A 14,191-nucleotide genomic window follows, 5' to 3' on the forward strand; every position below is an offset into this window, starting at 1 on the left:
GTTACGGCAATCTTTTGCGGGCCAGGAAGATTTCCATGCCGAGCAGCAGCAGGGCGGCGGCCACCAGGAAGGGCATGAGTTCCCGGTACTCCTCGAATTTTTTGATGGTCTTGGTCGTTGTTTCCATGGTGTTGATCTCGTCGTAGATCTTGGCAAGGGACGCGGTATCGGTTGCCCGGAAATAGACGGCCCCGGTCTTTTCAGCGACCTTGGTCAGGGTGTCCTCATCGATATCGACCTTGGCCCGGACCAGCCGGCGTCGGCCCATGGAATCGGTCACCGGCAGGGTCGCCTCCCCCCGTGTTCCGGCGCCGATGGTATACACCTTGATGCCCAGGGTCTCGGCGGCCTCGGCGGCAACCAGCGGCGGCACGCTTCCGGCGTTGTTGATGCCGTCGGTGAGGAGGATGAGCAGGCGCGATTTCGACTTTTGATCGCGAAGGTGGTTGATGCCGCTGCCGATCGCCGAGCCAATGGCGGTACCGTCCTCGACCATGCCAAGACTCAGTGATTCCAGCCTCTTGCGTAACCAGTCGTGATCGAGGGTCAAGGGACTGACCAGATAGGGCCGGCCGGCGAAGGCGAGCAGGCCGATGCGGTCATTGGGGCGCTGGTCGATGAACTCATCCACTACCTTTTTAACTACCGCCAAACGGTTCGCCGATTTACCGTCGAGGGTGAAATCCATGGCCTCCATGGAGCCGGAGACATCGACAGCGAGGATGATATCGATGCCGCTGGCCTTTATTTCAGCGGTAGTATTCCCTTGCTGCGGTCTGGCGAGGGCAAGAATCAGGAGGGCAAGCACGGCCAGGCGAATAAGCAGGAGGAGGGAACCTGGCCGGGCTTTTCTTGCCCCAGCCAGAGTCGCAGCAAGGGACGTTGAGGAAAACAGCAGTGCCGGGGCCGCTCCCCGCTGACCGTGCAGAACGGCCAACAGGGGCAGCAAGGCGAGTAACCACAGCAGTTGCGGATGGAGAAATCTCATTGCCGACCTCCTCCGGTCGGAAGCTCCGGGCGGGTGCTGGTGATAAAGGTCCGCACCGCCTGCTCCATCCCCTGCATATGCTGTAACTCCGGAAGAAGATGGGCAAATTTTGCCATATCCGCCTGCTCCAGACAGGCCCGTAATTCCGACCGGTATGCAAGCAGCGATGGCGGGCCACTGTCCTCCAGGCCGAGGAAAAACTCCCGCGTCGTCTGTCGGGTGGAGAAAATGGCAAAACGCGATTCGATGTAGCGGCGGAGGATTTGCGCAACCTTGTCCATATACAAAAGGCCTTGGCCGGCGCTCATCAGCTGCCCAGCCTCGGTCAGTTCGCTAAGGGCTGTATCCCACGGGGGTATGGGCGGCGGCTGTGGCTTTTTCCGCCTCTTCAGGAAAAAATAGAGCAGGCCGATGGCCAGGAGGACGAGCAGCACTAGTGCCGTTTCCACCAGATACGGAGGGTATTCGGAGGTTGGGACAGGGCCTTGAATATCGTGTAATATATCGTTTTTATTTTGTATCTGTTGGCTTTTGTTGTTTTGCAGGGTCAGGGATTCTTCGCCCTGGTCTGCGGCCAGGCCGGTGTGAGCCTTGAGAAGAACTAAGCAGGGGAGCAGGGCGATCGGCAGCCTTTTCATAACATCCTCCCCTGGCGGGCCTTAAAGAAATTGAGGAGCGGCGGCAGATATGAGGTATCGGTCAAAAGGTCGAGCAGGTCGATGCCGATTGCCCGGATGACCTTTTGCAGGTTTTTTTGCCGTTCCCGGGCCATATCGCTATAGCGGCTCCTGACCATGGCGTCCGAGGTGTTCAGCTCGACCTGTTGGCCGCTCTCGGCATCCTCCAGGGTCAGCCAGCCGACATCGGGAAGTTCGAACTCCCGGGGGTCGGAGACGATAACGCTGATCAGGTCGTGGCGGCGGTTGCTGATCTGCAGCTTCGGCCGCAGTTCCTGCAGGGCGGTATCGAAATCGCCCGGCAGGCAAAAGTCGGAGATGAGAAAGGCAACGCATTTTCTCTTGATGACCCGGTTGGTGAAATCAAGCGGTGCCGCCAGATCGGTTTTCCGGCCCTGGCCCTGGAAATAAAGGATCTCCCGGATCAGGCGAAGGATATGGCCGCGGCCTTTTTTGGGCGGGATATACAGCTCGACCACGTCGGTAAACAGTACCAGACCGACCTTGTCGTTGTTGCGTACCGCTGAAAAGGCCAGCACCGAACCCAGTTCCGCCATGAGTTCGCGCTTGGAGCTCTTGGCCGAACCGAAGTCGCCGGAGCCGCTGATATCGATCATCAGCATGATGGTCAGCTCGCGCTCCTCGGTAAATTTCTTGATATGGGGGATGCCGGTCCGGGCGGTGACGTTCCAGTCGATGCTGCGGATATCATCGCCGGGCACGTATTCGCGGACCTCGTCAAAGTTCATGCCGCGGCCCTTGAAGACCGAGTGGTAGCTGCCGGCTAGGCTGTCGTTGACCAGGCGCTTGGTGCGCACCTCGATCTGCCGGACCTTTTTCAGGATCTCTTTGGTGAGTTTGACATCCATGGTCATATCGCCGCCGCTTAAGGGACCGGTACCGTATCGAGAATCTTGCGGATGATATCCTCGCTGCTGATGCCCTCGGCCTCGGCCTCGTAACTAATGCGCAGGCGATGGCGCATGACGTCGAGGGCCGCCGCCTTCACATCGTCCGGGGTGACGTAGCCGCGCCCGGCAAGAAAGGCCAGGCAGCGCGCCACCACCTTGAGGTTGATGGTCGCCCGCGGCGAGGCGCCGGTTTCAATGTACTCCTCCAGCTCTAGCTGATAATGTTTCGGTTCGCGGGTGGCATAGACTAAAGAGACGATGTAGTCCTTGATCTTGCCGTCCATATAGATGCCGTTGACGACCTTTCGTGCCGCCAGGATGTCCTCAGGGGCGGCGACCGGGGCTACCGTAATCTCCGCGTCGGTGCGCTCGAAGTTGTCAAGGATCCGCCGTTCCTCGGCGCGGCTCGGATAGCCGACGACGACCTTGAGCATGAACCGGTCGACCTGGGCCTCCGGCAGCGGATAGGTGCCTTCCTGCTCGATGGGGTTTTGGGTGGCGAGCACCAGAAACAGCTCGGGCAGGGCAAAACTCTGGTCGCCGATGGTCACCTGCTTTTCCTGCATGGCCTCAAGGAGGGCCGACTGCACCTTGGCCGGCGCCCGGTTGATTTCATCGGCGAGGATGAGGGAGGAAAAGATCGGGCCCTTTTTCACCTCGAAACTGGTTTCCCGGGGATTGTAAATCTCCGTGCCAATGATGTCGGCGGGCAGCATGTCCGGAGTGAACTGAATGCGCCGAAAATCGGTCTGGATAGCAGCCGCCAGGGTCTTTACCGCCAAGGTCTTGGCAAGTCCCGGCAGGCCCTCCAGGAGGATATGGCCGCCGGACAGCAGACTGATCAATAGCCGCTCAATGAGATGTTCCTGGCCGATGATCACCTTCGCCAGTTCGTAGCGCAGCGGCGCGATCCATGCGGAACTGCGGCTGACTGCCTCATTGATTTTCTGAATAGAGGTATAGACATCGGCAGAGGTCGCAGAACCCTCGCCACCAGACGGGCCGGGCAGGTTGATAACGGGGGGGGATTTGTCGAACATGACTTCCTCAACATTTGGATTAGATTGATGAAAAGACCCTGCCGGGAGGAACTGCCTGGTCATTTCGACCGGACCTTGGTGAACCGGCTGCCTCTTCAGGAATTATATCTCCTTGCCAGGGCACATTAAATCGTCAACATTGCCGGAATCTTTCCTGATCATTACAAAGCTGTAATGTTTGGCAACAAAGGTACCTGCTGCCGGGAAAAAATTTGGAAAATCCGCTCATTGCCTTTTAAAAAGGCAGGAAAAGGTAATTTTTGGTATGATTCGAGCCTGTTTCGCTACCGGAGGTTCCATCTCTTTTACTCTTCTCAGGGAAGGCCGGGCAATTTCTCCCCTTCCTGAAAACACTAAAACCCTTGTCAACTATCCATGCCGCAACTGTATCTCCAGGAATACGCAAAGAATTTGGCCGGTCGCCGGGTATGCATCGCCTGCCGAGAGGGAATCCTGCGGGATCATTTCACCGAGATTGTCGACGATCTGAAGTTTCTGGTGCGCAAGAAAATCCATACCAGCCTGTTTCACAACCTGCCCAATCGCGTTGCCAACCAACGGCTTTTGAAGGAACTCGAAAAAAAACTGCCAGAATCAAATGTCGTCAGGGTCAATCCGGAGATCGATTTCTACCAGGCGGTACTCAGCCATCCCGACACCATGGCCAAATTGATCTTTCTCGAACGCCGCTACCTTATCGACAAAAAAGGCAATAAAATTAATGCTCTCACCACGACGCGGCTGCGCGAGTCCCTTGCCGACTTTGGTGATTTCATCGCCAATGTCAATTTCCGGGACACCATGAACCGGATCTGCGAGAAGATCGAGAAAGGTGTCTGTGAGCGGGTGCATATCCTGCCGGCCGGCAAGGACACCATCAAGCACGAGCTGTTTACCGTGGAAGGCACCGGGACGATGATTGCCAACAACTTTACCGAGGAATTCCGGAGGGTTCAAACCGATGAGGAGGTGGCCATCGTCTACCGCATTCTTACCAGCTATAAGCGTGCCGGTTTCCTCAAGCCGCGCAGCAAGGAGTACCTAAGCCGCAACCGCCGGCATTTTTTTGTAACCGCCATCGACGGCATCGTTGTTGGCTGTGTCGAGCAGAAGATTGTCGACAGCGAGACGGTGGAACTCGGGGCGCTGGCCATTTCCACGCGTTTTCGCAATCAGCGGGTCGGGGTCTACACGGTTACCGCCTTTCTCCACGAGATGCTTGCCGAGGGCTATAGCCGGTTCATCTCCCTGACCGGCAATCCCCGGTTGCAGGAACTCCTCCGTCAACTCGGCTTTGTCCAAGAAAGTCGCAGCGAGTACCAGCGACGGCAGAGTGAGAGTCCGGGCGTGCCGATGTTTTTCCGCGCAGCAAAAAAAGGCGAGTTGGCCCCACCGAAATTCTGATCGAGGGAGCCATTGACCTGTGTGAGGCCCGGCTGGACAGCATTAGCCCTGTCACCGGCTGGCACGGCTCATAATCGCAATATTGTCAGCTGGGTGCATCGACAATAGGATGGATCATTGTTAATGTACCCCTTTCAACAATCCACTGATTTTTCACTATCCCCTAACGGATTCATGTCATGAAGAAAAAAATATTCTTTACGGTTCTCGGACTCCTCCTCCTAGCGGGGGGGATAAGCGGTGTCAAGGCCCTGCAGATTAAGAAGATGATCGATCAGGGTAAGGCCATGACCTTTCCGCCGGAGGTGGTCACAGCGACCCAGGTGCAGAAAACTTCCTGGGAATCAACCCTCAACGCGGTGGGAAGTCTCACGGCGGTGCAGGGCGTGACAATCGCCGCGGAACTCCCCGGCAAGGTCGTCCGTATTGCCTTTGAACCGGGGACGAAGGTGCAGGCGGGCGATCTGCTGCTCAAGCAGGACACCACCACTGAAGAGGCGCAGCTGCGTTCCGCCGAGGCACAGATCGCCCTTGCCCAGAACAATTTCAACCGGATCGAACAGCTCTTCAACCGCAATGCCATTTCCCGCGCCGATTATGACAATGCCGATGCCCAACTGAAGGCCAACCGGGCCCAGGCCGACGCGATACGTACGGCCATCGCCAAAAAGAACATTCACGCGCCGTTTTCCGGACAGCTGGGGATTCGTCTCGTCAACCTCGGCGAGATTCTCAAAGAGGGGACTGCCATCGTTTCTTTGCAGACCCTCAATCCGATCTTTGCCAATTTCCAGTTGCCGCAGCATCAGCTCGGTCTGATCAAAATGGGCTATCTGGTGCGCATCACCTCGGATGCCCTGCCGGGCCAGGCCATTGACGGCAAGATTTCCGCCATCAATCCCCAGGTGGATAGCGCTACCCGGAATATCTCCATCCAGGCGACCCTCGCCAATACCCAGGAGCATCTTCGTCCGGGGATGTTCGTCGATGTCCAGGTCGTCCTGCCCGGGCAAAATGAGGTAACGGCCGTTCCGGCCACCGCGGTGTTGTACGCCCCCTACAGCGATTCAGTCTTTGTCGTCGAGGATAAGACCGATGAAAAGACCGGGCAGCCAGGCAAAGCGGTCCGCCAGCAGTTTGTGCGCCTTGGTGAGAAACGGGGCGATTTTATTTCAGTGGTCTCCGGGCTGAAGGAGACCGAAACCGTGGTTACCACTGGCGTTTTCAAGCTGCGCAACGGCCAGCCGGTTGTCATCGATAATAAACTTGCCCCTGAATTTAAACTTGCCCCCAAGCCGGCGGACAGTTAATCGGTTTTTGGCCGGCAGTAAGTACAGTAATGACCCGATATAATGATCTTTAACACCAGGTAATTCACTCGAGGGTATCCTCTTTATGAAATTTACAGACCTTTTTATCCGCCGACCGGTTCTCGCCGTGGTCATTAGCCTGGTGATTGTCATCGTGGGTCTGCAGGCCATTCGCAGCCTCAACGTCCGGCAATACCCGCGCAGTGACAACGCCGTCGTCTCGGTCACCACCGTTTATGTCGGGGCAAGCGCCGATCTGGTCCGGGGCTTTATCACCACGCCGCTGGAGCGGGCGATAGCCGCCGCCGACGGCATCGACTACATCGAATCGCAGAGCGCCCAGGGTTTGTCGACCATCAATGTCCGCCTGAAGCTCAACTACGATCCGATCAAGGCCCTGGCCGAGATCAGCTCCAAGGTCGACCAGATCCGTGGCGACCTGCCTCCCGAGGCCCAGGTCCCGGCCCTCAACGTTCAGTCGGCCGATAGCCAGTTTGCCTCGGCCTATTTGAGTTTTACCGCCACCGACCTGCGGCAGAATGAGATCACCGATTACCTGGTGCGGGTTGTCCAGCCACGACTGTCGGCCCTTGAAGGCGTGCAGCGCGCTGATATCCTCGGCGGCCGTACCTTTGCCATGCGCATCTGGCTCAATTCCGACCGGATGGCCGCCTACAATATCAGCCCGGCGATGGTTCGCCAGGCCCTTGCCAGCAATAACTTTCTGGCAGCGGTAGGCCAGACCAAGGGCTCTTTGATTCAGATCAATCTCACCGCCAATACCGATCTGCGCTCGGCGCGGGAATTCAAGGAGCTGGTGATTAAAAAAGAGGGCGGAGCGGTCGTTCATCTTGACGATATCGCCGAGGTGGTTCTCGGTGCCGAAGACTACGGGGCCGAGGTCAATTTTTCCGGGGAGTCGGCGGTATTCATGGGTATCTGGCCACTGCCCAACGCTAACTCTATCGATGTCATTAAAAGGGTGCGGACGGAGCTTGAGGCCGTTCAGAAGCAGATGCCCAGCGGTATGAAGGCCAACCTCGCCTACGATGCCACCGACTACATTACCAATGCGATCCATGAGGTCATCGTCACCCTGCTCGATACCCTGCTCATCGTGGTGATCATCATCTACCTGTTCCTCGGTTCGTTCCGGTCGGTCCTGGTGCCGGTGGTGGCCATCCCCGTGTCGCTGATCGGCGGCATCTTCCTTATGCAGGTCTTCGGCTTCACCATTAATCTCCTGACGCTTCTGGCCATTGTCTTGTCTGTCGGGTTGGTGGTCGACGACGCCATTGTCGTGGTCGAAAACGTCGAGCGGCATCTCCGCGAGGGCCAATCACCCCACGATGCCGCGATCAACGGTGCCCGGGAACTCATCGGACCGATCATTGCCATGACCATCACCCTGGCGGCGGTTTACGCCCCCATCGGTCTGCAGGGCGGCCTGACCGGTTCGCTGTTCCGGGAGTTTGCCTTTACCCTGGCCGGCGCGGTCACCATCTCGGGGTTAGTCGCCCTTACCCTGTCGCCGGTCATGTCGGCGAAGATCCTCAAGCAGGGGTCTGAACCGCGCGGCTTTGCAGGGAAAATATCTCGGGATTTCAAAAAAATACAGGCATTTTACGGGCGGTTGCTCGATGGTACCTTGAACTCGCGGCCAGCGGTGTATCTGGTCTGGCTGATCCTGGTCGTCCTGGCCTTTCCGATGTTTACCATGTCGGCCAAGGAGTTGGCACCGACGGAAGATCAGGGGGTTATCTTCGGCATCCTCGATGGTGCGGCCAATTCAACCCTCGATCAGAATAGTCTCTACGCGGCGGCGGCCAACGAGGCCTTCATGAGCACCCCGGAAACCGAATTCACCTTTCAGATTACCTTTCCCAATTCGGGCTTCGGCGGCATGGTGTTGAAACCCTGGGATAAAAGGCAGCGAAAGGTGTTTGAGATTCTGCCCGAGGTGCAGCAGAAACTCCACGCTATCCCCGGCATCCGGATGTTTCCGGTGACCCCGCCGGCCCTTCCCGGCGGTGGCCAGTTTCCGGTGGAGTTTATCATTGCCTCGACCGCCGAAACCCCCGAGATCCTCGAATTTGCCCAGCAGATCCAGCTGAAGGCCATGCAAAGCAAGATGTTCGCCTTTCCGCCGCTCATCGATGTGAAGATGGATCAGTCCCAGTCGGAAATCGTCATCGACCGGGACAAGGTCGCCGATCTTGGACTGAGCCTTCAACAGGTCGGTTCGGATATCGGCACCATGCTCGGCGGTAATTTCGTCAATCGTTTCAATATTGCCGGCCGGAGCTATAAGGTAATTCCGCAAATTGCCAGGGCTGAGCGCCTCAATCCGAATCAATTGGAGGATATCTATGTTACCGGGCCGAATGGCAAACTGGTCCAGCTATCGACCGTCGCAACCATCAAAAATTCAACGGGCGCCAGGTCCCTGAACCGCTTCCAGCAGCTCAATGCGGTGAAGATCAGCGGCGTCGCGGTACGGCCCCTCGACGAGGCCCTGCGCTTTCTTGAAGACGAGGCCATAAAGATCCTTCCTAAGGGCTATGTTCTCGATTATACCGGAGAATCCCGCCAGTTGCGGACCGAGGGCAACAAGTTTTTGCCGGCCTTCAGTCTGGCGGTGGTCCTCATTTTTATGGTCCTCGCCGCCCAGTTCAACAGCTTTCGCGATCCCTTTATCATCCTTGCAGGATCGGTGCCTCTTGGTATGTTCGGTGCCTTGCTGTTCACCTTTCTGAAGATGCCCGATCCAAGCGTTGCCTTCTGGACCCACGGCTGGACGACGACGATGAATATCTATTCGCAGGTAGGCCTGGTCACCCTGGTAGGCCTGGTATCAAAAAATGGTATTCTGATCGTTGAATTTGCCAATAAACTCCAAGAGAAAGGGTACTCCAAACGGGAGGCGATCAGGCAGGCGGCGATCACCCGCCTCCGTCCGGTCCTCATGACCTCCGGGGCCACTATCGCCGGGCATTTCCCGCTGACCCTGGTCACCGGGGCGGGCGCCCTGGCCAGGAATTCCATCGGCCTGGTTCTGGTCGGTGGAATGGCCATCGGCACCCTGTTCACGCTCTTTGTCATCCCGTCGATTTATATGCTGATTGCCAAGGATCACGAAAAGCAGACCAAAAAACAAAGCGGGGAGGCATCAACTGCCATCGGCAGGGCCGAGGAGGGCAGTCTTTCCAGCTGACAACAGTATTTTCATTGGCAACATGGCATAAGCGGATCATTAGCGTTTCGGGGATCGCCATAATTTGCTATGCTTGGGTATCTCAATACCTAACTCCGCGGGAGAAACCATGGTGCATTATCTGCAAACGTACAGACCAAAAGAGGATGACCCCCTTTCCGTGCTTACGGCAAGGGAGGAGGATCTTCAGGCAACTGGCAGCAGTACCACCAAAAAATCAAAAGAGAAGGTGGTGTCTTTTGCTGATATCTGTAAAATAATTATTGGCGATAGACTGGTTTTCCAGACGCTCACCCCCCATGAAATGAATATGCATTCGCTGGGCGAGCGGATTGGCCGTTTTGCCACCCGTCCTTTTGCGGCGCCCTCCCTGCTCGAGTTCATGGCGGTCACCAAGGATCTGCTGATGGGACGCCAACCCAGTGAGTCGAGTGAATATTCCCAGCGTTTCTATGATCGTGGCGGTATCTCGCCTGCCGCTTTCCGGGTTTTTCAGAGTGAAGGCGACGATGTTGTCGTGAAAAACGAGCGGACCCATTTTGTCGGCGACGTCATGCTGATGCGGACATTGCTGCAGATGGCCCGGGCCTTTAATGAATTAGGCGAAACCACCACCTTTAGTATCGATTTTCTCGGGGAGTTGTCGGAGGCCCGGCGTACCATTGAAGGAGAAAAAGGGCTGACCTCGGTTTTTCATGAGGATTATCGTCCCATTGTCCTGACCGTCCCCTATTTCGATGGGCACGTTTTGTACCCGCCGGTTCCGGTGTTGCTCCAACCCGGCGACGTCGTCTGGAACACCAATGCCGAAGCCATATATTTCCTCAACGGATTCACCGTCCTCGACCATAAAATAGGCGGCAAAATTGCTGTGCCGAACCGCACTTTTATCAAGACGACCGGCAACAGCTGCAGCGCCACGACACTGGTAGGCTATGGCAGAAACATGCAGAAAATTTTACGTTGCGGCCGGCGGGGCGTCTTTTTCGGAGCAAAGTGAAATTGTGATGTTTCTTGTATTGCTCGGCCACCTGTCTTGAGGAGGGTGTGGTTTTTAGAAACCGTTTTGCCCCTGGACACTCATTAAACCCACAATACCAAAGACCTCGCCAATGCCATCCTCGCAACCGGGCGGTCAGGAATTGCCACACCCCACACAAAACCTCCTTCCTCATCTGCCGAGAGGCATTTGGGCCCTTGGCCTTGTGTCAATGTTCATGGACATCTCCTCGGAACTTGTTCACAGCCTTCTGCCGATATTTATGGCGACAACACTCGGCGCCTCCATGGTCACCATCGGCATCATCGAAGGTATCGCCGAGGGAACCGCCGCGATTACCAAGGTCTTCTCCGGAGTCATCAGCGATCACTTCCGCAAGCGCAAGCTGCTGGCGGTGATCGGCTATGCTCTTGGTGCCTTGACCAAGCCGATTTTTCCCCTTGCCACCTCAATGGCATGGGTTTTTGGCGCTCGCTTTGTTGATCGCATAGGTAAAGGTATTCGCGGTGCGCCGCGCGACGCGCTGGTGGCCGACATAACGCCGCCGCATCTTTGGGGTGCCGCCTACGGTTTGCGGCAGGCGCTCGATTCCGTCGGGGCCTTTGTCGGACCCTTGCTTGCCGTTGCAGCCATGTTGTGGTTGGCAAATGACATCAAGGCGGTGTTGTGGATAGCAGTCGTACCGGCCTTCCTCGCCGTCTTTCTGCTCATTGTCGCGGTGGACGAAAAAAGATCGCCGGACCAGACAACCGGAACCAAGGGCCGCCTGCAGTTGACCGATACCAAACGCCTGTCCCGGCGCTACTGGCTAGTCGTCGCCCTCGGAGCGGTTTTTACCCTCGCCCGTTTCAGCGAGGCCTTTCTGATTCTTCGTGCCCAGGATGTCGGCCTTGCTGTTAGTTACGTGCCGGTGATCATGATCGTCATGAATCTGGTCTATGCCGGATTTGCCTATCCGGCGGGCGCGGCCGCTGACCGGTATGCAGTGCGGACGATCTTGGTGTATGGTCTTGCCGTCCTGGTGGCTGCGGATATTGTCTTGGCGATAGCTGCCTCGCCCTGGATCGTATTCCTTGGATCAGCACTCTGGGGCGTGCATATGGCCCTCACCCAGGGCCTGCTTTCTAAGCTTGTCGCCGATAATGCGCCAACCGATCTTCGCGGCACCGCCTTCGGGGTGTTTAACCTGGTAAGCGGTGCGGCGCTCTTGCTGGCAAGCGTTATAGCAGGGGGATTGTGGAGCGCCTTCGGCGCGGCGGCGACATTTTTTGCCGGGGCATCGTTTGCCGCTATCGCAGCAATTGGCCTGTTCTGCTACCGGGCAAAAACGCCTTAATGATAAGGACAGTGGACTAACGCCAGGGGAACCGAGGGAATCTCGGTTGCGCCTTATCTCTGAACTAGGGTATTCACAAAATCGATGATGCTGTTTGTGCCCTGTATATCACCCATCGCCATGATATGAATGCCGTCGGTATAGTCGACGATTTCCTTGATAAAATCGCAGGCGATGTCAATCCCGGTCGCCCCGTCGTTTTCCATGCGGGCAATCAGCTCTTCCGGAACATCAATACCCTCGACGCTGCTGTTTAAAAACCGCGCCATCTTGACGCTTTTCAGGGGCATGACTCCGACCAGTATCGGCTTTTCCAGTTTGCGCGCCTCTTTGAGAAATTCGATTGTTTTCTCGGCATCATAGACCACCTGGGTCTGGAAAAAATCGGCGCCTGCGGTAATTTTCTTCAGCATTCGCTTCAGTTCCAGTTCGGGATTCTTGGCCGTCGGGATGGCCGTGCAGGCGATGGTGAAATCGGTATTTCCGCCGAATTCCTTTTCGTTATAATCCAGGCCGTTATTCATCTTCTTGATCAGGCGGACAAGCTCCAGGGTATTGTAGTCATAAACCGCTTTCGACGGATAGGGGCCATGTTTGGGCAGATCACCGGTGGTAACGAGAAGGTTGCGGATACCCTGGGCATGGGCGCCGAGCAGATCGGCCTGGGTGCCGAGAAGGCTCCGGTCGCGGCAGGTGAAGTGCGGAATTGCCTCGATATTCAGCTTGTTCTGGATGAGCACACCCATGGCCACCGAATTGATGCGAAGATTGCCCATCGGACAATCGTGGACGTTGATACCATCAAGGGGGAGGTAGGCTTGGGCCTTGGCCAGGGACTGATCCGTCAGTATCCCTTTTACCGGACCGAGTTCCGTGGTGATCACAAATTTTTTGCCCAGCTTTTCAGTCAGATGCATGCTCCCTCCCGGGATATAAGAGTTATTGGAATGCTGGAAATTGTCAGAATATCCAGGTGAAGACTGTAACAGCACCCAAATTACGTAGCGCCACGAGACGACGTTGGCTTGATATCCAGAAAGAAGCAGTTAATCGGGAAGCCTGACAACCAACTCCATCTCGACTTGCAGATCGGGCGCAGCAAGTGCTTCGACACCAACACCGGTAACACAGGGTTGAATGCCATCAAAAGTGGCGAGAAACGGTGGCATAACCTCTTCCAATCTTTCAGAGGTGAGATTGACCATGTAGATACGTGCAATCACGACATCTTGTGGTGTAGCTCCAACAGCATCCAGTGCGGCTCTTGCGTTAACCGAGACGATACTCATTTGCTCAGCCAAACTATCCGGCACTGGCTCACCGTTTGGCCTCCATGCAACTTGGCCGGAGATATACGCCATACGCCCTGGTTCGACTATCGATATCTGTGAATATCCCATTTCGCCAGCATTCGGCAGGGTTGACGGGTTAAGGCGAATGATTGAATTTTTCATATATTCTCCTAAGGTAAAAGGCAGCAGGTGATTGTATAGGGAGCTGCCCCAATCAGTCCAACGTGCTGCTCACCGGGCCCGCTTTCTTTGCGGGTTCCGAATGGAGCCGTTGGTTCGATGTTTTTATTTATTTGAGGTTAGTAGTCATTTTCAAAATTAGGAATTGTATCAGGATGCCAGTCTGGATTTGGATAGCTTTTTCCACAAACTGCACACTGCCAACCCTCAGTAAATTCACGCAGTTCAATATCTCTTGAAGGAGTACTATTAAAACATTTGTGGCAGTAACGAATGCTTGTGTCTTTTGATATTAAGGTCCCAGATCTATGCTCAAAAGATAGATTTTTATTGGATTTTTTTGGGGATATAGTTGGTGGATTATCTGGCAACTTTTTCTTCCATGCTAAAAACGCTCCCATGATTGAATTGCTCGAAAACCAAGCATTGTCGCTTAAATCTACTTGGTGCAAGAATTTATTTAGCGCCCCTCTGTCAAAAATTCCTCTCCGTATATTAACATGATGAAGGACAAACAAAGGAAGCCCTCTTGCATATGCCAGTCCCGCCTCAATATGATTCCATTCAGTCGGTAACAAGAAAGGAATTGTGACTATTGATTCGTTTTTTAATTTTCCCTTTTCAATCTCAATTTGGGGATAGCCAAGAATTATAGCTCCAACACACTCATCAAGGATGGATATTACTTCATCTAAAGGAGAATCGTTTGGGTGGTCGCTAACACCTAACGTTCTTGGCGACAGCTCGTGACTTGATATAAGGGCCATAAATCCTTCAAGCCCCTTTTGAAATTCAGGAGCAACCCAAGTTGGCCTACTAATAAATATGTTTTTCATATT

General features: G+C 55.3%; 12 protein-coding genes. 5 read left to right on the plus strand and 7 right to left on the minus strand.

The features are described from left to right. Window position 1: 1 nt before the first annotated feature. From OEL83_00325 to OEL83_00340, 4 genes are read right to left on the minus strand one after another with little or no spacing between them, the layout of a single operon-like run. On the minus strand, window positions 2-988 hold the full coding sequence (locus OEL83_00325) for a VWA domain-containing protein (protein ID MDK9705465.1): 987 nt from the start codon (window positions 986-988) through the stop codon (window positions 2-4). Beyond that, window positions 985-1,626 (minus strand): DUF4381 family protein, encoded by a 642-nt coding sequence (locus tag OEL83_00330; GenBank protein ID MDK9705466.1) that lies wholly within the window; start codon window positions 1,624-1,626, stop codon window positions 985-987. The genes OEL83_00325 and OEL83_00330 overlap by 4 nt, the downstream gene beginning before the upstream one ends. Beyond that, window positions 1,623-2,540 carry a DUF58 domain-containing protein gene (locus OEL83_00335; protein MDK9705467.1) on the minus strand — a complete coding sequence of 306 codons (918 nt, stop codon included), beginning with the start codon at window positions 2,538-2,540 and terminating at the stop codon, window positions 1,623-1,625. The genes OEL83_00330 and OEL83_00335 overlap by 4 nt, the downstream gene beginning before the upstream one ends. Window positions 2,541-2,551: 11 nt before the next feature. After that, a complete protein-coding gene (locus OEL83_00340) occupies window positions 2,552-3,616 on the minus strand; it encodes a MoxR family ATPase (GenBank protein MDK9705468.1) in 1,065 nt (354 codons plus the stop codon). A 375-nt stretch (window positions 3,617-3,991) separates the two neighbouring features. Between OEL83_00340 and OEL83_00345 the strand changes: the two genes are divergently transcribed. The 5 genes from OEL83_00345 to OEL83_00365 all read left to right on the plus strand — a co-directional run bounded on the left by OEL83_00345 (window position 3,992) and on the right by OEL83_00365 (window position 11,880). Beyond that, window positions 3,992-5,020, plus strand: coding sequence for a GNAT family N-acetyltransferase (locus OEL83_00345; GenBank protein MDK9705469.1), 1,029 nt, complete (start codon window positions 3,992-3,994; stop codon window positions 5,018-5,020). A 179-nt stretch (window positions 5,021-5,199) separates the two neighbouring features. Next, the gene (locus OEL83_00350; GenBank protein ID MDK9705470.1) at window positions 5,200-6,330 is read left to right on the plus strand and encodes an efflux RND transporter periplasmic adaptor subunit; all 1,131 of its coding nucleotides are present in this window, start codon (window positions 5,200-5,202) and stop codon (window positions 6,328-6,330) included. An 85-nt stretch (window positions 6,331-6,415) separates the two neighbouring features. Continuing rightward, the gene (locus tag OEL83_00355) at window positions 6,416-9,544 is read left to right on the plus strand and encodes an efflux RND transporter permease subunit (GenBank protein ID MDK9705471.1); all 3,129 of its coding nucleotides are present in this window, start codon (window positions 6,416-6,418) and stop codon (window positions 9,542-9,544) included. A 109-nt stretch (window positions 9,545-9,653) separates the two neighbouring features. Further along, entirely contained in the window at window positions 9,654-10,544 is an 891-nt protein-coding gene (locus OEL83_00360) for a hypothetical protein (GenBank protein ID MDK9705472.1), read from the plus strand. A gap of 211 nt (window positions 10,545-10,755) precedes the next feature. Further along, entirely contained in the window at window positions 10,756-11,880 is a 1,125-nt protein-coding gene (locus OEL83_00365) for an MFS transporter (protein ID MDK9705473.1), read from the plus strand. A gap of 53 nt (window positions 11,881-11,933) precedes the next feature. On the opposite strand, the gene OEL83_00370 is transcribed toward OEL83_00365, so the two are convergent. The 3 genes from OEL83_00370 to OEL83_00380 form a co-directional block, all read right to left on the minus strand. After that, complete coding sequence (locus OEL83_00370) at window positions 11,934-12,797, minus strand: methylenetetrahydrofolate reductase (protein ID MDK9705474.1); 864 nt, start codon at window positions 12,795-12,797, stop codon at window positions 11,934-11,936. A gap of 129 nt (window positions 12,798-12,926) precedes the next feature. Continuing rightward, a complete protein-coding gene (locus tag OEL83_00375; GenBank protein ID MDK9705475.1) occupies window positions 12,927-13,334 on the minus strand; it encodes a RidA family protein in 408 nt (135 codons plus the stop codon). A 137-nt stretch (window positions 13,335-13,471) separates the two neighbouring features. Then, entirely contained in the window at window positions 13,472-14,188 is a 717-nt protein-coding gene (locus OEL83_00380) for a hypothetical protein (protein MDK9705476.1), read from the minus strand. Window positions 14,189-14,191: the final 3 nt, after the last annotated feature.

Source organism: Desulforhopalus sp. (assembly GCA_030247675.1).
Taxonomy (GTDB): Bacteria; Desulfobacterota; Desulfobulbia; order Desulfobulbales; family Desulfocapsaceae; genus Desulforhopalus_A.

Bases quoted from the DNA above. Each gene is read 5' to 3' on its own strand.
- OEL83_00325 (MDK9705465.1), bottom strand. From the start codon at position 988: ATGAGATTTCTCCATCCGCAACTGCTGTGGTTACTCGCCTTGCTGCCC.
- OEL83_00330 (MDK9705466.1), bottom strand. From the start codon at position 1,626: ATGAAAAGGCTGCCGATCGCCCTGCTCCCCTGCTTAGTTCTTCTCAAG.
- OEL83_00335 (MDK9705467.1), bottom strand. From the start codon at position 2,540: ATGACCATGGATGTCAAACTCACCAAAGAGATCCTGAAAAAGGTCCGG.
- OEL83_00340 (MDK9705468.1), bottom strand. From the start codon at position 3,616: ATGTTCGACAAATCCCCCCCCGTTATCAACCTGCCCGGCCCGTCTGGT.
- OEL83_00345 (MDK9705469.1), top strand. From the start codon at position 3,992: ATGCCGCAACTGTATCTCCAGGAATACGCAAAGAATTTGGCCGGTCGC.
- OEL83_00350 (MDK9705470.1), top strand. From the start codon at position 5,200: ATGAAGAAAAAAATATTCTTTACGGTTCTCGGACTCCTCCTCCTAGCG.
- OEL83_00355 (MDK9705471.1), top strand. From the start codon at position 6,416: ATGAAATTTACAGACCTTTTTATCCGCCGACCGGTTCTCGCCGTGGTC.
- OEL83_00360 (MDK9705472.1), top strand. From the start codon at position 9,654: ATGGTGCATTATCTGCAAACGTACAGACCAAAAGAGGATGACCCCCTT.
- OEL83_00365 (MDK9705473.1), top strand. From the start codon at position 10,756: ATGTTCATGGACATCTCCTCGGAACTTGTTCACAGCCTTCTGCCGATA.
- OEL83_00370 (MDK9705474.1), bottom strand. From the start codon at position 12,797: ATGCATCTGACTGAAAAGCTGGGCAAAAAATTTGTGATCACCACGGAA.
- OEL83_00375 (MDK9705475.1), bottom strand. From the start codon at position 13,334: ATGAAAAATTCAATCATTCGCCTTAACCCGTCAACCCTGCCGAATGCT.
- OEL83_00380 (MDK9705476.1), bottom strand. From the start codon at position 14,188: ATGAAAAACATATTTATTAGTAGGCCAACTTGGGTTGCTCCTGAATTT.